Genomic DNA, 17,914 nt, shown 5'->3' with positions numbered 1-17,914 from the left:
GTCGTGCACCTGGGCCCTTGATCCCCGGCCGCTGAGCGGGACCAGAAAGGAACGGCCGGCGAACACCGTGGAGACACTGTGGTACACAGATACCCTTGACAGGTGACCGACGCCCAAGAGACCGCAGCAGACAGTTCACTGCGAACCACCGGAGGCGCTCCTCCGGACGACGTCGAACCGGCGCCGATCCCCTTGCTGGAGCCCCGCGACGGAATTCCGCCCGTGATCACGGACGAGACCGCGCTCGCCGAGATGATCGCGGCGTTCGAGGCCGGCAGCGGCCCCGTCGCCGTGGACGCCGAACGGGCGTCCGGCTATCGCTACGGCCAACGCGCCTATCTGGTGCAGCTGCGCCGCGAGGGCGCGGGCAGCGCGCTGATCGATCCCGTCGCCTGCCCCGATCTTTCGGGCCTCGGCGAGGCGCTCTCCGGTGTGGAGTGGGTGCTGCACGCGGCCACCCAGGATCTGCCGTGTCTGCGCGAGATAGGCATGGTTCCCGACCGGATCTTCGACACCGAGCTGGCCGGGCGGCTCGCGGGGTTCCCGCGGGTCGGCCTCGGCGCGATGGTCGAGGGCGTCCTGGGCTTCGTACTGGAGAAGGGGCACTCCGCGGTCGACTGGTCGACGCGTCCGCTGCCCGAGCCGTGGCTGCGCTACGCCGCGCTCGACGTGGAACTGCTCGTGGACCTGCGGGACGCGCTGGAGAAGGAACTCGACCGGCAGGGCAAGCTGGAGTGGGCCCGGGAGGAGTTCGACGCGATCGCCTCGGCGCCGCCGGCCGAGCCGCGCAAGGATCCGTGGCGCCGCACCTCCGGTATGCACAAGGTGCGCCGCCGCCGGCAGATGGCGGTCGTACGGGAGCTGTGGCAGACCCGGGACCAGGTGGCGCAGCGCCGGGACATCTCGCCGGGCAAGGTCCTCGGCGACGCGGCGATCGTCGAGGCCGCGCTGGCCGTGCCGGCCAATGTGCACGCGCTCGCCGCGCTGACCGGCTTCGGGCACCGCATGGGCAGGCGTCAGCTGGAGCAGTGGCAGTCCGCCGTGGACCGCGCGAAGGAGCTGCCGGACGCCGAGCTGCCGCAGCCCGGCCAGCCGGTGACGGGGCCGCCGCCGCCGCGCGCCTGGGCCGAGAAGGACCCGGCGGCCGCGGCCCGGCTGTCCGCCGCGCGGGCCGCCGTGTCGGCGCTGGCGGAGACGTTGAACATGCCGCAGGAGAATCTGATCACGCCGGACACGGTTCGGCGGGTGTGCTGGGAGCCGCCTGCTTCGGCTGACGCCGAGTCTGTGGGGGCGGCGCTCGCCTCCTACGGGGCTCGGCCGTGGCAGGTGGAGCAGGTTACGCCGGTGTTGGTGGCGGCGCTGTCTGTCGAGGCCAAGGATTGAATGAGGGTCGCCCAGTCGCCGTGAGTGGTTCGGACTCACGGCGACTGCGGGTTTGTTGTGGCTGATCGCGCAGTTCCCCGCGCCCCTAGAGGGGCGCTACTTCGTCGCGCCCCGCGTGAAGCCGTTGTAGATGAAGCGCTGGAGGAACAGGAAGATGACCAGGGTGGGGAGGATGACTAGCACCGCGCCGGCCGAGATCGTCTCCCAGTGCGCTCCGAAGGGCCCCTTGAAGCGGAACAGCGACGTAGAGATCACGCCAAGATCCTCGGACGGCATGTAGAGGAACGGGATGTAGAAGTCGTTGTAGACCGTGATCCCCTTGACGATGACCACCGTCGCGATCGCGGGCTTCAGCAGCGGGAAAATGATCTTCCGGTAGATCGTGAAGGCGTTGGCGCCGTCGAGCCGCGCGGACTCGTCCAGGGAGACCGGGATGGACCGCACGAACTGCAGGAAGATGTAGATCGAGACGATGTCCGTGCCCATGTAGAGCACGATCGGCGCCCAGCGGCTGTCGAACATGCCGAAGCTGTCGACGATCTGGAAGGTGGCCACCTGGGTGGTCACTCCCGGTACGAGCGTGGCGACCAGGAAGAGCGCGACGACCAGCTTCCTGAACCTGAACGTGAAGCGGTCGATCGCGTAGGCCGCCATCGACCCGATGATCACCGTGCCGGTGACGGAGATGAGCAGGATGAACGCGGTGTTCCCGAACGCCGAGAGCATCCGGCCGTCCTGGAACGCCGTCACGTAGTTGTCGAAGTTCAGCGGGTTGTCGGGCAGTTGGAGCGCTCCACTGTCGTTCGCCATCTCCTTCTCGGACTTGAGGGAGGTCAGCAGGACCACGAGGAGCGGGAGCAGGACGACGACGGAGGCGACGACCAGCGACAGATACGTGAGTGTGCGGGCGATACTCCGACGGGTCGGGGCGCTCATCCCCCGCGTACTCGTTAGACCGTTCGCGCTCATACGAGATCCACCTTGTCGTCCGGGACCAGGCGCCGCTGCACCCAGGTCACCGCCAGGATGATCAGCAGCAGCACGACCGCCGCCGCCGAGGCGAGCCCCGTCTTGTTGAACTGGAAGGCCAGCTTCACCGTCTGGATCACGAAGGTCTCGGTGCCGGTCGCCCCGCCCGTCATGATGTACGGGATCTCGAAGACCGAGAGCGAGCCGGAGATCGAGAGGATCACGCTCAGGCTGAGTACGGGCCTGATGCCGGGCGCGATGATGTGCCGGAACTGCTGCCAGCGGTTGGCGCCGTCCAGCTCGGCGGCCTCGTACAACTCCCCCGGGATCGACTGGATCGCGCCGAGGAAGAGGACGAAGTTCAGGCCCATGTAGCGCCAGACGGAGACGCCCGCCAGTGACGTGTTCGCGGACACCGGTGTGCCCAGCCAGGCGTGGTCCGTGCCGATGCCGAAGAGGCTCAGCACCGAGTCGAGGGTGCCGCCGTCCTGGAAGAAGTAGAGGAAGACGAAACCGATCGCGACCCCGTTGATCAGATACGGGAAGAAGAGCACGCCCTTGAAGAAGTTCCGGAAGCGCACGTTGAAGCTCAGGACCGTCGCGAAGTAGAGCGCGGCGGCGATCTGGATCACCGAGGCGGCGAGGTAGTAGCCGCTGACGAAGAAGACCTCGAACAGCTCGGGGCGGGTGAGGAGTTCGACGTAGTTCTCGCCGCCCGTGTAACTGAGCTCGGGGCTGACCCCGTCCCAGTCGGTGAAGCTGTACGCGACCATGTTGGCGACCGGCGCGTAGGTGAACGTGATCAGGAGGACCAGCGGGGCGGCGAGGAAGAGCCACGGGGTGAGGCCCCGCCTGAGGCGTATCCGGCGCGGGGCGCGGGCCGCGGGGCGGGCGGCGGGCGCGGCCTCCTTCGGCCGCGCCGCCTGCCCGGTCATGTCCGTCTCGGTCGTCCCCGTCCCGGTCATGTCCTTCTTGGCCGTGTCCGTCATCAGGACCCCAAGGTCTGCTGTGCCTCGCTCCAGCGCTGGCCCAGGTCCCCCAGGAAGTCGTCGAGGCTGCCCTTCCTCGCGCCGCGGGCGAGGTCGACGAGGTCCTGGCGGTAGTCGGGCTTGTTGATGCCGACCTCCGAGGCGTTGTCGATCTCCTTGACCGCCGCGCCCTTCGCGTCGTCGAGCTCGATGAGCTTGACGCCCGCGTCCTCGTACGGCTTCAGCACCTCGGGCAGCGGGGCGCCCTTGACCGGCGAGAGGGTCAGGTTGTCGGCCGCGTAGCCGGACTTGTCGGTGAACCAGTCGATCCAGGCGCGGGCCGCGTCCTTGTGGTCGGAGTTGACGTTGACGGCCTGGTTGTAGTCGGGCGACATGGTCGCGCAGAACTTTCCGTCAACCTGGGCCGGGAAGGGCATGAAGCCGATGTCGTCGGGGTTGGCGCCGGCCTGCTTAGCGGCTGCCTGGAACTGGGTGACCGCCCAGGAGCCCAGCCACATCGTGGCGATGTCCCCCTTCGCCAACTTGGGCTTGGATCCTTCCCAGTTGGTGGTCGTGGGGTCCTTCTCGATGAGCCCCTCACGCACGATGTCGTGGAGCAGCGTGTCGCCGACCCGCAGGTCCCCGCCCTCGGCCCACGGTTCGCCGTCGGCGAGCCTGGTGGTGGCCTGCGGGTCGCAGCTGACCGAGCCGTTGACGGACGTCCACTGGGTCAGCGGCCACATGTCCTTGAAGTTCGTGTAGTACGGGACCGCGTCGGTCTTGGACTTGACGGCCTTGAGACCGGCGATGAACTCGGCGGGTGTGGTGGGCCAGTCGGTGACGCCGGCCTCCGCCCAGATCCGCTTGTTGTAGAGGAAGCCGGGGACCGCGCCCATCGGGCTCTGGCCGTAGACCTTGCCGTCGACCGTGGTGAAGTCGGTGAAGAGGTACTCCTTGCTGCGCTCGGCCTGCGTGCCGAGCGAGGCGAAGAACTTGGGGTAGTCGGCCTTCTTGATCACGGCGGGGATCATCAGCACATCGCCGTAGTTCTCGGTGTTCATGCGGATCTTGACCTCGCCCTCGTAGTCCGTGAGGGCGTCGAACTCGACCTCGACCTTGGGATAGGTCTTGTTGAACTCGGCGGCGTACTTCTTCATCGTGCCGTTCTGCACGAGGTCCGTCCGGTGGGTGAGGACCGTGATCGTGCCGGACACCTTGTCCGGGTCGACGGGGGCCTTGGCGTCCGCGCCCTTGGACGAGCCTCCGCTCCCGGTGCAGCCCGCCGCCAGCAGCGCGGCGGCGAGGAGGGCTCCGGCGAAAGTCGTGCGGTGGTTCGTGCGACCGTTCGTGCGATGTGTCCTGCGGCGGTTCATCTGCACCAGCTCCGTTCAGGGACGGATGAGCACGAGTGGGATGGCTGGTTCCGCACTCTGGCAGGCTGAACTAAACCGGTAAAGTCTCTATTTCGCCAACGATGCCGAAGTTCGTCCCGGCCCTGGTCAACGGTGGCCTATACCGGTTTAGGAGTGCGCATGCTGGACGTCACCCCCGTCGACGAGGGATGGATCCTGCGGCACGACACGGTCGCGCTCCCCGCCGCGGTGCCGGGCTGTGTGCACACGGATCTGCTGACGGCCGGGATCAGCCCGGACCCGTTCCTCGGGCGGAACGAGACCGAGGTGGCGTGGGTGGGGCGGCGCGACTGGACGTACGAGACGGACCTCGCTCCGGCCCCGGGCGGGCACGAGCGGACCGACCTCGTCTTCGAGGGTCTGGACACCGTCGCGGAGGTCCGGCTCGACGGCCGGCTCCTGGGCTCCGTACGGAACATGCACCGTTCGCACCGCTTCGACGTCACGGGGCTGAACGGCCGCCTCTCGGTGCACTTCACGTCCGCGTACGCCGAGGCCGAAGCGGTGCGCGGGCGCCTCGGTGAGCGGCCGAACGCCTATCCCGAGCCCTTCCAGTACCTCCGCAAGATGGCCTGCTCCTTCGGCTGGGACTGGGGGCCGACGCTGGTGACGGCCGGGATCTGGAAGCCGGTGCGCCTGGAGCACTGGTCGACGGCCCGGATCGCCCGGGTGCGGCCGCTCCTGAGTGTTGAACAGGGCCTGGGCCGGGCCGAGTTGCACGTGGAGGTCGAGCGGACCCAGGTCGAGGCGGGGCTCACTCTGAGCGCCCGGATCGGCGGTGTCGAGGCGAGCACGGAGTTCACCGGCACGAGCGGAGCCGTCCGTCTCGACGTGCCGGACGTCGAGCTCTGGTGGCCGCGCGGATACGGCGAACAGCCGCTGTACGACGTCGAGTTGACGCTCTCCGACGCGCGAGGGCCGCTCGACTCCTGGCAGCGCCGGGTCGGCTTCCGGACCGTCGAGCTGGACCGCGGCGCCGACGAGCACGGCTCCGCCTTCACCTTCGTCGTCAACGGCGAGCGGCTCTTCGCCCGCGGGGTCAACTGGATCCCGGACGACGTCTTCCCGTCCCGGATCACCCGCGAGCGGTACCGCACCCGGCTGACCCAGGCGGCCGGGGCGGGCGTCGATCTCGTACGCGTCTGGGGCGGCGGCATCTACGAGAGCGAGGACTTCTACGAGGCCTGCGACGAGCTGGGGTTGATGGTCTGGCAGGACTTCCCCTTCGCCTGCGCCGCCTACCCCGAGGAGCAGCCGCTGCGCGCCGAGGTGGAGGCCGAGGCACGCGAGAACGTCGTACGTCTGATGCCGCATCCCTCGCTCGTGCTGTGGAACGGCAACAACGAGAACCTGTGGGGCTTCAAGGACTGGGGCTGGGAGCAGCGGCTGGCCGGTGAGTCGTGGGGCGAGGGGTACTACCTGGGCCTGCTGCCGCGTGTCGTCGCCGAGTTGGACCCGACACGGCCGTATACGGCGGGCAGCCCCTGGTCCGGGTCCTGGGACCACCACCCCAACGACCCGGCGCACGGCACCCATCACTCGTGGGAGGTGTGGAACCGCGAGGACTACGCGGACTACCGGCTCGATGTCCCGCGTTTCGTGGCCGAGTTCGGCTGGCAGGCGCCGCCCGCGTACGCCACACTTCGGCGCGCCCTGCCCGGCGAGGAGCTCACGCCCGACTCCCCCGGCATGCTGCACCACCAGAAGGCCGACGACGGGAACGGAAAGCTGGAGCGCGGGCTCGCCCGTCACTTCACCGTGCCCGAAGAGGGCTTCTCCGGGGGCGACTTCGACCGCTGGCACTACCTCACCCAGGTCAACCAGGCCCGGGCCGTCGCCGCCGGGATCGAGCACTGGCGCTCGCACTGGCCCGTCTGCGCGGGCACGATCGTCTGGCAGCTCAACGACTGCTGGCCGGTGACGTCTTGGGCGGCGATCGACGGGGACGGCCGGGAGAAGCCGCTCTTCCACGAACTGAAGCGGCTGTACGCGGACCGGCTGCTGACCCTTCAACTCCGGCCGGGGGGACTGGTGCTGGCCGCCGTCAACCAGTCGGCCGAGGTGTGGGAGGGAAGTCTGACGCTGCGTCGGATGTCCGTCGAGGGTGCGCTCGTGGCCGAGGCGCGCGTGGGGCTGCGGGCCGGGGCGAGGGCGGTCGCCGACATCCGCGTACCGAAGGACCTGGAACCGGTCGGGCCCAAGGAGTTCCTGGTGGCGGACACTGCCCCGGACGCGGACGCGGACGCGGACACGGACGGGCTGCGGGCCGTGCACTTCCCGGCGCCCGACCGTGAAGTCCCGTACGCCCGCCCGCAGTTCGACGTGACCGTCGCTCCGGGCGAGGTGACCGTCACGGCCCACACGCTCGTACGGGATCTGCTCCTGCAGGCCGACCGGCTGTCGCCCACGGCGTCGGCCGACCGGGGGCTGGTGACCCTGCTTCCCGGCGAGCGGGTGACCATCGGGGTGCGCGGCTGGGAGACTCCCGATGCCGAGACCGCACGATCCGCCCTGTACTGCGTGGAGCCCGCACGATGACGACACCACCCCGCGTCACGATCAAGGACGTCGCCGCGCGGGCCGGTGTGTCCAAGGGGGCCGTGTCGCTCGCCTTCAACCACAAACCGGGGCTGTCCGACTCGACCCGGGACCGGATCTTCGAAGCGGCCCGCGAACTGGGCTGGGCGCCGAACCTCGCCGCGCGGTCGCTGTCCAGCCGGCGCGTGGACGTGGTGGGCCTCGCCATCTGCCGGCCGGCGAAACAGATCGGGCTCGAACCGTTCTACATGGAGTTCATCTCGGGCCTGGAGAGCGTCCTGACCGAGCACTCCTGCTCGCTGCTGCTGCGGCTGGTGCGCACGGTGGACGAGGAGGTCGGGCTCCAGGATGCCTGGTGGCGGGGGAACCAGATCAGCGGGTCGATCCTGGTGGACTTCCAGGCGGACGACCCGCGCGTGCCCGCCGTCGAACGGCTCGGCATGCCCGTCGTGGCCGTCGGGCACCCCTCGCTCACCGGCAGCCTCACCTCGGTGTGGACCGACGACGCGACCGCCGTCACCGAGGCCGTGAGCTATCTCGCGGCGCTCGGGCATCGGCGGGTCGCCCGGGTGGGCGGGGCGGCCGCCCTCGGGCACACGTCCATCCGTACGGCCGCGTTCGACGAGGCGGCTCGGGTGTTGGAGCTGGCCGGGGCTTGGCAGGTCGCCACCGACTTCTCCGGGGATGCGGGGGCTCGGGCGACGCGGTCTCTGCTGACCGCGGCGGCGCCGGATCGGCCGACCGCGATCGTGTACGACAACGACATCATGGCTGTGGCGGGGCTTTCGGTGGCGTCCGAGATGGGGCTGTCGGTGCCGGGGGATGTCTCGCTGCTCGCCTGGGACGACTCTCAGCTGTGCCGGCTGACGCATCCGACTCTGTCCGCGATGAGTCATGACGTGCACGGGTTCGGGGCGGAGGTGGCTCGTACGTTGTTCGGGGTGATCACCGGGGACGGTCTCGGGTCTCATCCGGTGCCGACGCCTGTTCTTACGCCTCGGGGGTCCACTGCGCCGCCCAGGGGGTGAGGCCTGGTGTCGTATGCGGGGTGCGGGTCGGATGTGGCTGGTCGCGCCCACGCGGCGGAGCCGCATATGTCACAGCCCCGCGCTCCTTCGGGGCGCCCCGAAGGAGCGCGGGGAACTGCGCGACCAGCCCCCACCGGCCCGCGGCAGTCACACAACCCTCCCGTCGCAGACACAGAGAGCCATGTGACCTTCGCCGCTCCCCGCCCCGGGACTGGGCAGCCACGTTACCCACAAGTAGCATGGGACCTGAGCGCGCGCTCAGCGCTACGCAGCAGTGCCATCCCGCATCTGGAGGAGAGCCATCGTGCCTCGTACCGTCAGGGACGTCGTCTTCGTGGACGGCGTCCGTACCCCGTTCGGCAAGGCGGGCCCGAAGGGCATCTACCACGAGACCCGCGCCGACGACCTCGTCGTGAAGGCGATCCGGGAGCTGCTGCGCCGCAACCCCGGTCTCGACCCGAAGAAGATCGACGAGGTCGCCATCGCCGCGACCACGCAGATCGGCGACCAGGGCCTGACGCTCGGCCGCACGGCCGGAATCCTGGCCGGGCTGCCGCAGTCCGTGCCCGGCTACTCGATCGACCGCATGTGTGCCGGTGCGCTCACGGCCGTCACGACCACCGCGGGCTCCATCGCCTTCGGCGCGTACGACGCCGTCATCGCCGGTGGTGTCGAGCACATGGGCCGCCACCCGATGGGCGAGGGCGTGGACCCGAACCCGCGGTTCGTCAGCGAGAAGCTGGTCGACGAGTCCGCCCTGTTCATGGGCATGACCGCGGAGAACCTGCACGACCGCTACCCGCAGATCACCAAGCAGCGCGCCGACGAGTACGCGGTGCGCTCGCAGGAGAAGGCCGCCAAGGCGTACGCCAACGGCAAGATCCAGCAGGACCTGGTGCCGATCTCCGTACGGAACACCAACGCCGAGGTCGGCGAGACCGGCTGGGGCCTGGTCACGGCGGACGAGCCGATGCGCCCCGGCACGACCCTGGAGAACCTGGCCGGCCTCAAGACGCCGTTCCGCGTGCACGGCCGGGTCACCGCCGGTAACGCGGCCGGTCTCAACGACGGCGCCACCGCCTCGATCATCGCCAGCGAGGACTTCGCGCGCGAGAACAACCTGCCGGTCAAGATGCGTCTCGTCTCGTACGCCTTCGTGGGCGTCGAGCCCGAGGTCATGGGCTACGGGCCGATCCCGGCGACCGAGAAGGCCCTCGCCAAGGCGGGTCTGTCGATCGAGGACATCAACCTCTTCGAGATCAACGAGGCGTTCGCGATCCAGGTCCTGGCCTTCCTCGACCACTACGGCATCGCCGACGACGACGCGCGCGTCAACCAGTACGGCGGCGCCATCGCGTACGGCCACCCGCTGGCCTCCTCCGGTGTCCGGCTGATGACGCAGCTGGCCCGCCAGTTCGAGGAGCAGCCGGAGGTCCGCTACGGCCTCACCACCATGTGCGTCGGCTTCGGCATGGGCGCCACGGTCATCTGGGAGAACCCGCACCACAAGGACGCCGGAGGCGACAAGTGAGCACCGCTGAACTCCTCAAGGGCGCGGCCGAGTTGTTCCCCGACGAGGTCGTGACGTCCGCGAACGTCCGCCACCTCGACCTGCCGTTCGGCGCCGGGCGCTTCGCGCTCATCACGCTGGACAACGGCTTCGACCACACCAAGCCGACCACCTTCGGCCCGGCCTCGCTGGCGAACCTCAACGCCGCGATCGACCAGATCGAGAAGGAGGCCGCGGCCGGCGAGATCGTCGGTGCCGGCGTCACCGGCAAGCCGTTCATCTTCGCGGTCGGCGCGGACCTCAAGGGCGTGGAGCTCCTGAAGAACCACGACGACGCGCTCGCCATCGGCAAGGGCGGCCACGAGGTCTTCAAGCGCCTCGCCGCCCTCGCCGTACCCACCTTCGCCTACTACAACGGCGCGGCGATGGGCGGCGGCGTCGAGGTCGGCCTGCACTGCGAGTACCGGACCGTCTCCAAGGCGCTGCCGGCCTTCTCGCTCCCCGAGGTCTTCCTCGGTCTGGTCCCGGGCTGGGGCGGCTGCACGCTGCTCCCGAACCTGATCGGCGCCGACCGCGCGGTGAGCGTGATCATCGAGAACTCGCTCAACCAGAACAAGCAGCTCAAGGGCCAGCAGGTCTTCGACCTGGGCATCGCCGACGCCATCTTCGAGGGCGCCGACTTCCTTGAGCAGTCGCTGATCTGGACGGCGAACGTCCTCAAGGGCGAGATCAAGGTCGAGCGTCCCGTGATCGACCGCGGCGAGGCCTGGGACCAGGCCGTCGCCAAGGGCCGCTTCATCGCGGACGGCAAGGTGCACGGGGCGGCCCCGGCCGCGTACCGCGCGCTGGACATCATCGCCGCGGCCAAGAACGGCGACCTCCAGCAGGGGTACGACACCGAGGACGTGGCCCTCGCCGACCTGATCATGGGCGGCGAACTGCGGTCCGGCATCTACGCGTTCAACCTCGTCCAGAAGCGCGCCAAGCGCCCGGCGGGTGCCCCGGACAAGAGCCTGGCGCGTCCGGTGACGAAGGTGGGCGTCGTCGGTGCCGGCCTGATGGCCTCGCAGCTGGCCCTCCTCTTCCTGCGCCGCCTTGAGGTGCCGGTCGTGCTGACCGACATCGACCAGGAGCGCGTCGACAAGGGTGTGGGCTACGTCCACGCCGAGATCGACAAGCTGCTCGGCAAGGGCCGGATCAACCAGGACAAGGCCAACCGCCTGAAGGCCCTGGTCACCGGTGTGCTGGACAAGGCCGAGGGCTTCTCCGACGCGGACTTCATCATCGAGGCCGTCTTCGAGGAGATCGGCGTCAAGCAGCAGGTGTTCGCGGAGGTCGAGGCGGTCGCCCCGGCACACGCGATCCTCGCCACCAACACCTCGTCCCTCTCGGTCACCGAGATGGCGTCGAAGCTCAAGAACCCCGAGCGGGTCGTGGGCTTCCACTTCTTCAACCCGGTCGCGATCCTCCCGCTCCTGGAGATCGTCCGCGGCGAGCAGACCGACGACGCCTCGCTGGCCACGGCCTTCGGTGTCGCCAAGAAGCTGAAGAAGACCGCGGTTCTGGTGAAGGACGCCCCGGCGTTCGTCGTCAACCGCATCCTGACCCGCTTCATGGGCGAGATCCAGAACGTCATCGACGAGGGCACGTCGGTCGAGGTCGCGGAGAAGGCGGTGGAGCCCCTGGGCCTGCCGATGTCTCCGCTCGTCCTCCTCGAACTGGTCGGCCCCGCGATCGGTCTGCACGTCTCGGAGACCCTCAACCGGGCCTTCCCTGACCGCTTCACGGTCTCCCCGAACCTCGCGGCCGTCGTCAAGGCGGGCAAGCGCGGCTTCTACGTGTACGACTCCGGGAAGCCGGAACTCGACCCGGAGGTCGCGGCGCTGCTGAAGCAGGGCGATGTCGTCCTGACCGAGGAGCAGGTCCGCGAGCGCGTCCTGGACGCCGTCGCCCAGGAGATCGGGCTCATGCTCGACGAGGGCGTCGTCGCCGAGGCCCAGGACATCGACCTCTGCCTGATCACGGGCGCCGGCTGGCCCTTCCACCTGGGCGGTATCACGCCGTACCTGGACCGCGAGGGCGTCTCCGAGCGCGTGACCGGGAAGCGGTTCCTGACGCAGGGCGTGGCGAGCGTCCCCGCGTAAGGACCCGCAAGGGCCGTATGCAGGACCCGTACGAAGCCGATGCCCGGCACACCAACCGGTGTGCCGGGCATCGTCGTTGCCGCGGCCGGTTCCGCTCGCGCCGGGCGCTACTGAGGCTCGATCCGGTGCCAGGCTTCGAGCGCGAGCCCCGGCTCGGCCTTCCGCCGGGTCATCAGGAACTCCTCGGAGCCGTACTGGAGCGTGGCCGCCACGACCCGGCCCTCATGGTCCTCGCCCAGTGACACCTGGACGTCCGCGGGCAGTTGGGGCCCCGACTCGGCCCACCAGGCACCGGCGGGCTCCTGCTCGGTCGGGTAGGCGGCGAAGGCGATACGGCCGCTGGCGGAACGCTGGGCGAGCAGTGTGCAGTCGACGTCGTCGAGCGTGCAGCGGACGGCGGAGACCGGGCCTGGTCCGGCGCAGGTGATGAGTGCGACCGGCTCCGAACCGGCCCGCCAGGCGCACACGGTGTCCGTCTCGTCGGTGAAGAAGAGGGTGACGTGCTCCTCGGAGGTGACGAGGGCCCGCAGGGTGCCGGGCCGCGCCGCGACCTTCAGCGGCTCCTCGTCTAGCGCGGGGATGTGGCCGGGGCCCGCCTGGGTCCAGCGCAGAATGCCCGCCGGTGAGGCCGCGTACAGCTCGACGAGGCCGGACGCGCGGGTCACGGCCGCCAGTTCGCCCTCCACCTCACGGCCCTTGAGGTCGCGCCACGGCCCCCAGCCGCCGCGTTCCTTCTGGCCGCGCATGCTCACCCCGCCACCCCGGTTGGGTACGAAGACGTGGGCGCGGCCCTGCGCGTCGACCGCGACGGCCGGTACGCCGGTCCGCTCCCCCTTCTGGTTGGGGTGCCCGAGCGGGTTCCAGTCGAGCGCGGCGAGCTGCGGCCGGAAGTGGGTGGAGTGCACGAGCCCCGCCTCCTGCCCGCCGGTGGGACGCCAGGAGACCAGATGGGCGTAGCCGTCGGCGCCCTGTCCCACGGCGAGCACCGGGTGCACGCGCTGGTTGCCGCCGACCGGGCGGGGTGCCGCCCACGGGCCGCCCGGGAGGTGCTCGGCATAGCACCACACCGCTTCCTCCCGCGGAGCGTAGGCGCTGAGCCGGCCGTCCCGGCCGCGTATGAGCCAGTCGCCGTTCACTGTGCGGACCATTGACACGCCTCTACTCTAGGCCCTGCCGTCGGAGTGCCGTCGTCCGCCCGGAGGGCGGGCCGCGCGGCGTCTGGTGCGTGCGATCGCAAGGCGCCGGAAGGTCCTTGTAGCGGAGCTACCAGGGCTTTTCGGCAACGCCGCGAGCGTGCGTGCCAGACGCCGCGCGGCAGGCGGCACTCCGACGGCAGGGCCTGGGCCCCGTGATCCGCCTCCGTGGGACCCTGGTCTCATGGACGTGCCGCTGCTCGTGATCGTCGACGCCGCCAATGTGGTGGGGTCCGTGCCCGACGGCTGGTGGCGCGACCGGCGGGGAGCCGCGGAGCGTCTGCGGGACCTGCTCGTCCCGTACGCCACCGAGGGGCTCGCGGAGTTCCCGGGTCCGCTGGACGTCGTCCTCGTGGTCGAGGGGTCCGCCCGTGAAGTGACGTCCGTCCCGGGCGTACGGGTGCACTCGGCGCCCGGCAGCGGCGACGACAGCATCGTGGAGCTGGCCGCCGAGGCCGCCGGGCGCCGCTGCCTTGTGGTCACGGCCGACCGTGAACTGCGGCGCAGAGTAGCCGAGTTGGGCGCCGAGGTCACGGGCCCGCGAACCGTCCGACCGTAGAACTCCGACTACTCGGCGTCTCCGCCCGGCGGCTTCAGCACCTGGCCGACCGTGGTCTCCTCCTGGCGTCCGAGGCGGCTGTGGGAGCGGCCGTACACGAAGTAGACGAGGAAGCCGATCGCCATCCAGATGCCGAACCGCAGCCAGGTCTCGGCGGGCAGGTTGAGCATCAGCCACAGCGAGGCCAGGACGGACACGATCGGCAGGAGGGGCACCAGCGGGGTGCGGAAGGAGCGGTGCAGTTCGGGACGGCTGCGGCGCAGGATGATCACGCCGAGCGCGACGACGACGAAGGCGAACAGCGTGCCGATGTTCACCAGCTCGGCGAGTTCGCTGAGGCTGGTGAAGCCCGCGAGGAGCGCGATGAGGCCACCGAGCAGGATCGTCGGCCGGTGCGGGGTCTTGAAGCGCGGGTGGACGCGGGAGAAGAAGCGCGGCAGCAGTCCGTCGCGGCTCATCGCGAAGAAGACCCGGGTCTGGCCGAGGAGCAGGATCATGCAGACCGTCGTCAGGCCGACGGCGGCGCCGAAGCTGATGAAGCCCGCGTACCAGGGGTGTCCGGTGGCCTTGAACGCGTCGGCGAGCGGGGCGTCCACGGACAGCTTGGTGTAGTGCTGCATACCGGTCACGACCGTCGCCACCGCGACGTACAGGGTGGTGCAGATGACCAGCGAGCCGAGGATGCCGCGCGGCATGTCCCGTTGCGGGTTCCTGGTCTCCTCGGCGGCCGTGGCCACGACGTCGAAGCCGATGAAGGCGAAGAAGACGACGGAGGCGGCGGTGAAGATGCCCAGCACGCCGAAGTTGGAGGGCGCCCAGCCGAAGATCAGCTGGATGAGCGGGGACTGAAGGTCGCTGCCCGCCGGCACGTCCTGCGCCTTGGGGATGTACGGGTCGTAGTTGTCGGCCTTGATGAAGAAGGCGCCGGCGATGATCACGACGAGGACGACGGTCACCTTGATGGCGACGACGACCGAGGTGACCCGCGCGGAGAGCTTCATGCCGAGTACGAGGATGCCGGTGAGCACCAGTACGAGGGCGGCGGCGAGGATGTCGAAGCCGAAGCCGTCGGCGCCCTCTCTCCCGCTGAGCGCCTCCGGCAGCTGCCACCCCGCGTTGTCCATCAGCGAGGCGATGTAGCCGGACCAGCCGACGGCGACCACCGCCGTGCCGAGTGCGAACTCCAGGACGAGGTCCCAGCCGATGATCCAGGCGGGCAGTTCACCGAGGGAGGCGTACGAGAAGGTGTACGCCGATCCGGCCACCGGGACCGTGGACGCGAACTCGGCGTAGCAGAGCGCGGCGAGCGCGCAGACGACCCCGGCCACGACGAAGGCCAGGGCGACGGAGGGACCGGCGTTGTTCTTGGCGACCGTGCCGGTGAGGACGAAGATGCCGGTGCCGATGATGACACCGACGCCGAAGACCGTCAGATCGAGCGCGGACAGTGATTTCTTGAGCGCGTGCTCCGGCTCCTCGGTATCGAGGATGGACTGCTCGACCTTCTTCGTCCGGAAGAGGGTGCTGCTCACGGGCTTACCTCCCACGCTTGGCGTCCTCGACATGATCGAGAGGGGGCGTAGTCCGTATGCCCCGGGAGCGTGGGAATTCACGCGAACGGGCCGGTTTCACCACCGTAAAGGGTGTGGAAACCGGCCCGGTCGCCAGGCGTCAGTCGCGTGCGGGCTCCACCGCGTCGACGGCATCGGCAGTGTCGACGGCATCCACGGTGGCGTGCTCGAACCGGCCGTCGAGCTTGGAGACGAGGCCGGTGACCTGGCGGGCGATGTCCGGCGCGGTCAGTCCGATCTCGGCCATGACCTCCTTGCGGGAGGCGTGGTCGAGGAACCGCGGCGGGATGCCGAAGTCCCGCAGCGGTACGTCGACACCCGCGTCGCGCAGAGCTTGCGCGACCGCCGAACCGACGCCGCCGACCCGGGAGTTGTCCTCGACGGTGACGACCACCCGGTGCTGCTCGGCGAGCGGGGCCATGGCCTCGTCGACGGGCTTGACCCAGCGCGGGTCGACGACAGTGGTGGTGATGCCCTGCTTGTCGAGCAGGCCGGCGATCTCCAGGCACATGGGCGCGAGGGCGCCGACGGAGACGAGGAGCACGTCCGGCGCGTCGGTGCCGGGCGCGCGCAGCACGTCCATGCCGCCGACGCGGCCCACCGCGGGTACGGCGGGGCCGACCGCGCCCTTGGAGAAGCGGACCACGGTCGGCGCGTCGTCGACCTCGACGGCCTCGCGCAGCTGGGCGCGGACCTGGTCGGCGTCGCGCGGGGCGGCCAGCCGCAGGCCGGGGACGACCTGGAGGATCGACATGTCCCACATACCGTTGTGGGAGGCGCCGTCGGTGCCGGTGATACCCGCCCGGTCCAGCACGAACGTCACACCGCACTTGTGCAGGGCCACGTCCATCAGGACCTGGTCGAAGGCGCGGTTGAGGAAGGTCGCGTAGACGGCGAAGACGGGGTGCAGTCCGCCGGCCGCGAGGCCGGCCGCGGAGACCGCGCCGTGCTGCTCGGCGATGCCGACGTCGTAGATGCGGTCCGGGAAGGCGTCCGCGAACTTCTTCAGGCCGACCGGCTGCAGCATCGCCGCGGTGATCGCGACGATGTCCTCGCGCTCCTTGCCGAGCTTGACCATCTCCTCGCCGAAGACGGAGGTCCAGTCGGCGCCCGAGGCCTTGATCGGCAGGCCCGTGTCGGGGTGGATCGGGCCGATGCCGTGGAAGCGGTCGGCCTCGTCCTGGAGGGCGGGCTGGTAGCCGCGGCCCTTCTCGGTGAGGCAGTGCACGATGACCGGGCCGCCGAAGCGCTTGGCGCGGGCGAGCGCCGACTCCAGGGCCTCCAGGTCGTGGCCGTCGATCGGGCCGACGTACTTCAGGCCGAGGTCCTCGAACATGCCCTGGGGGGCGATGAAGTCCTTGAGGCCCTTCTTGGCACCGTGCAGGGTCTCGTAGAGCGGCTTGCCGACGACGGGCGTGCGCTCCAGGAGGTCCTTGCCGCGGGCCAGGAAGCGCTCGTAGCCGTCGGTGGTGCGCAGGGTCGCCAGGTGGTTGGCGAGGCCGCCGATGGTGGGTGCGTACGAGCGCTCGTTGTCGTTGACGACGATGACGAGAGGGCGGTCCTTGGCGTCGGCGATGTTGTTGAGCGCCTCCCAGGCCATGCCGCCGGTGAGGGCTCCGTCGCCGATGACCGCGACCACGTGGTCGTCCTTGCGGCGGACCTCGTTGGCCTTCGCCAGGCCGTCGGCCCAGCCGAGGACCGTGGAGGCGTGCGAGTTCTCGATGACGTCGTGCTCCGACTCGGCCTGCGAGGGGTAGCCGGACAGGCCGCCCTTCATCTTCAGCTTCGAGAAGTCCTGACGGCCCGTGAGCAGCTTGTGGACGTAGGACTGGTGTCCCGTGTCCCACAGGATCCGGTCCTTCGGTGACTCGAAGACGCGGTGCAGGGCGATGGTCAGCTCGACGACACCCAGATTGGGGCCGAGGTGGCCGCCGGTCTTGGAGACCGCGTCGACGAGGAAGGTCCGGATCTCGTCGGCCAGCTGGTCCAGCTGCTCCAGGCTGAGCCGGTCCAGATCGCGCGGTCCCCTGATGCGGGTCAGCAGCGGCACCCGTGCCTCCTTGCAGTAGAGCTGTTCGAGCTTTGCCGGGTCTGTCGAGTCTAATGTTCCGCCTTTTCCGGCGGAGTCCGGGCTGTGCGTCGTACGTCACGCGATCGGCCGTAAAACATCTCGCCCATTGACCCGTCCACCAAACGTGTAAGAACCCGGGGGCACCAAGCGTGACGGACGTCACAGTCCGCCCGGTCATACGGGAGCGTGCCGGAACTCGTGTGCCGCGTGTAAGCGTTCTCGACACACGGGGAGAATCACCATGCACAGGAGCCTTGCCGTCGGCACGGCACTCGCCTCCGTCACACTCGCGCTGGGCCTGGCCACGGCACCGGTCCACGCCGCGGCCCAGGACGTGTCGTGCGACACCGGCGTCAGCGAGTCCGACGACCTCGAGGGCTACGCGGGGTGCACCAACAACACGGCCGGTCCCATCGAGTTCCGGGTGGAGATCGTCTGCGGCTTGGCACCGGACGTGACAGGTGACTGGGTCCGCCTGGAGCCCGGCCAGAGCAACCAGTCCGTAGCCCACTGCGCCATCTACAGCAGCGGCCCCGGCGAGGTCCGAGCAGTACACCGAGCAGCCTGA

The 17,914-nt window shown here is 69.7% G+C and carries 13 protein-coding genes; 7 read left to right on the top strand and 6 right to left on the bottom strand.

Annotated elements, in window-relative coordinates; translation table 11 throughout:
* Nucleotides 1–102: 102 nt before the first annotated feature.
* Nucleotides 103–1,383: a ribonuclease D gene (locus AB0I18_RS34225; RefSeq protein ID WP_363109557.1), complete on the top strand. Its 1,281-nt coding sequence runs from the start codon at nt 103–105 to the stop codon at nt 1,381–1,383.
* Between the two features lie 96 nt (nt 1,384–1,479).
* Here AB0I18_RS34225 and AB0I18_RS34220 read toward each other — a convergent pair whose 3' ends face one another.
* Genes AB0I18_RS34220 through AB0I18_RS34210 form a run of 3 tightly spaced genes read right to left on the bottom strand, consistent with a single transcriptional unit; the run spans nt 1,480 to nt 4,693 of the window.
* Nucleotides 1,480–2,319 (bottom strand): carbohydrate ABC transporter permease, encoded by an 840-nt coding sequence (locus tag AB0I18_RS34220; RefSeq protein ID WP_363109556.1) that lies wholly within the window; start codon nt 2,317–2,319, stop codon nt 1,480–1,482.
* Nucleotides 2,320–2,348: 29 nt separating this feature from the next.
* Nucleotides 2,349–3,287, bottom strand: coding sequence for a sugar ABC transporter permease (locus tag AB0I18_RS34215; RefSeq protein ID WP_363109560.1), 939 nt, complete (start codon nt 3,285–3,287; stop codon nt 2,349–2,351).
* A 53-nt stretch (nt 3,288–3,340) separates the two neighbouring features.
* Nucleotides 3,341–4,693, bottom strand: coding sequence for an ABC transporter substrate-binding protein (locus AB0I18_RS34210; RefSeq protein ID WP_363109555.1), 1,353 nt, complete (start codon nt 4,691–4,693; stop codon nt 3,341–3,343).
* 159 nt (nt 4,694–4,852) lie between these two features.
* Between AB0I18_RS34210 and AB0I18_RS34205 the strand changes: the two genes are divergently transcribed.
* The 4 genes from AB0I18_RS34205 (at nt 4,853) to AB0I18_RS34190 (ending at nt 11,952) form a co-directional block, all read left to right on the top strand.
* Nucleotides 4,853–7,270, top strand: coding sequence for a glycoside hydrolase family 2 protein (locus tag AB0I18_RS34205; RefSeq protein ID WP_363109554.1), 2,418 nt, complete (start codon nt 4,853–4,855; stop codon nt 7,268–7,270).
* On the top strand, nt 7,267–8,298 hold the full coding sequence (locus tag AB0I18_RS34200) for a LacI family DNA-binding transcriptional regulator (RefSeq protein WP_363109553.1): 1,032 nt from the start codon (nt 7,267–7,269) through the stop codon (nt 8,296–8,298). The genes AB0I18_RS34205 and AB0I18_RS34200 overlap by 4 nt, the downstream gene beginning before the upstream one ends.
* 304 nt (nt 8,299–8,602) lie before the next feature.
* On the top strand, nt 8,603–9,829 hold the full coding sequence (locus AB0I18_RS34195; RefSeq protein ID WP_363109552.1) for an acetyl-CoA C-acyltransferase: 1,227 nt from the start codon (nt 8,603–8,605) through the stop codon (nt 9,827–9,829).
* Nucleotides 9,826–11,952, top strand: a complete 2,127-nt coding sequence (locus AB0I18_RS34190) for a 3-hydroxyacyl-CoA dehydrogenase NAD-binding domain-containing protein (protein WP_363109551.1) — start codon at nt 9,826–9,828, stop codon at nt 11,950–11,952. Before AB0I18_RS34195 ends, AB0I18_RS34190 begins: the two co-directional genes overlap by 4 nt.
* Before the next feature lie 107 nt (nt 11,953–12,059).
* On the opposite strand, the gene AB0I18_RS34185 is transcribed toward AB0I18_RS34190, so the two are convergent.
* Nucleotides 12,060–13,088: a hypothetical protein gene (locus tag AB0I18_RS34185; RefSeq protein WP_363109559.1), complete on the bottom strand. Its 1,029-nt coding sequence runs from the start codon at nt 13,086–13,088 to the stop codon at nt 12,060–12,062.
* A gap of 241 nt (nt 13,089–13,329) precedes the next feature.
* On the opposite strand from AB0I18_RS34185, the gene AB0I18_RS34180 reads away from it, so the two are divergent.
* Nucleotides 13,330–13,704: an NTP pyrophosphohydrolase gene (locus tag AB0I18_RS34180; RefSeq protein WP_363109550.1), complete on the top strand. Its 375-nt coding sequence runs from the start codon at nt 13,330–13,332 to the stop codon at nt 13,702–13,704.
* An 8-nt stretch (nt 13,705–13,712) separates the two neighbouring features.
* On the opposite strand, the gene AB0I18_RS34175 is transcribed toward AB0I18_RS34180, so the two are convergent.
* Together AB0I18_RS34175 and dxs are read right to left on the bottom strand one after the other, a co-directional pair.
* A complete protein-coding gene (locus tag AB0I18_RS34175; RefSeq protein ID WP_363109549.1) occupies nt 13,713–15,236 on the bottom strand; it encodes an amino acid permease in 1,524 nt (507 codons plus the stop codon).
* A 139-nt stretch (nt 15,237–15,375) separates the two neighbouring features.
* Nucleotides 15,376–17,325, bottom strand: coding sequence for a 1-deoxy-D-xylulose-5-phosphate synthase (gene dxs, locus AB0I18_RS34170; protein WP_363109548.1), 1,950 nt, complete (start codon nt 17,323–17,325; stop codon nt 15,376–15,378).
* Between the two features lie 262 nt (nt 17,326–17,587).
* Between dxs and AB0I18_RS34165 the strand changes: the two genes are divergently transcribed.
* Entirely contained in the window at nt 17,588–17,914 is a 327-nt protein-coding gene (locus AB0I18_RS34165) for a hypothetical protein (protein ID WP_363109547.1), read from the top strand.

The sequence above is a fragment of the Streptomyces sp. NPDC050704 genome (genome assembly GCF_040654355.1).
GTDB lineage: Bacteria > Actinomycetota > Actinomycetes > Streptomycetales > Streptomycetaceae > Streptomyces.
The sequence above is the reverse complement of the archived record's forward strand: the minus strand, read 5'-3'. Positions and strand labels throughout refer to the sequence as shown.

Excerpts from the sequence above, each read along its gene's own strand:
- AB0I18_RS34210 (WP_363109555.1), bottom strand. The coding sequence starts at position 4,693 with ATGAACCGCCGCAGGACACATCGCACGAACGGTCGCACGAACCACCGC.
- AB0I18_RS34205 (WP_363109554.1), top strand. The coding sequence starts at position 4,853 with ATGCTGGACGTCACCCCCGTCGACGAGGGATGGATCCTGCGGCACGAC.
- AB0I18_RS34220 (WP_363109556.1), bottom strand. The coding sequence starts at position 2,319 with ATGAGCGCCCCGACCCGTCGGAGTATCGCCCGCACACTCACGTATCTG.
- AB0I18_RS34215 (WP_363109560.1), bottom strand. The coding sequence starts at position 3,287 with ATGACCGGGCAGGCGGCGCGGCCGAAGGAGGCCGCGCCCGCCGCCCGC.
- AB0I18_RS34165 (WP_363109547.1), top strand. The coding sequence starts at position 17,588 with ATGCACAGGAGCCTTGCCGTCGGCACGGCACTCGCCTCCGTCACACTC.
- AB0I18_RS34180 (WP_363109550.1), top strand. The coding sequence starts at position 13,330 with ATGGACGTGCCGCTGCTCGTGATCGTCGACGCCGCCAATGTGGTGGGG.
- AB0I18_RS34200 (WP_363109553.1), top strand. The coding sequence starts at position 7,267 with ATGACGACACCACCCCGCGTCACGATCAAGGACGTCGCCGCGCGGGCC.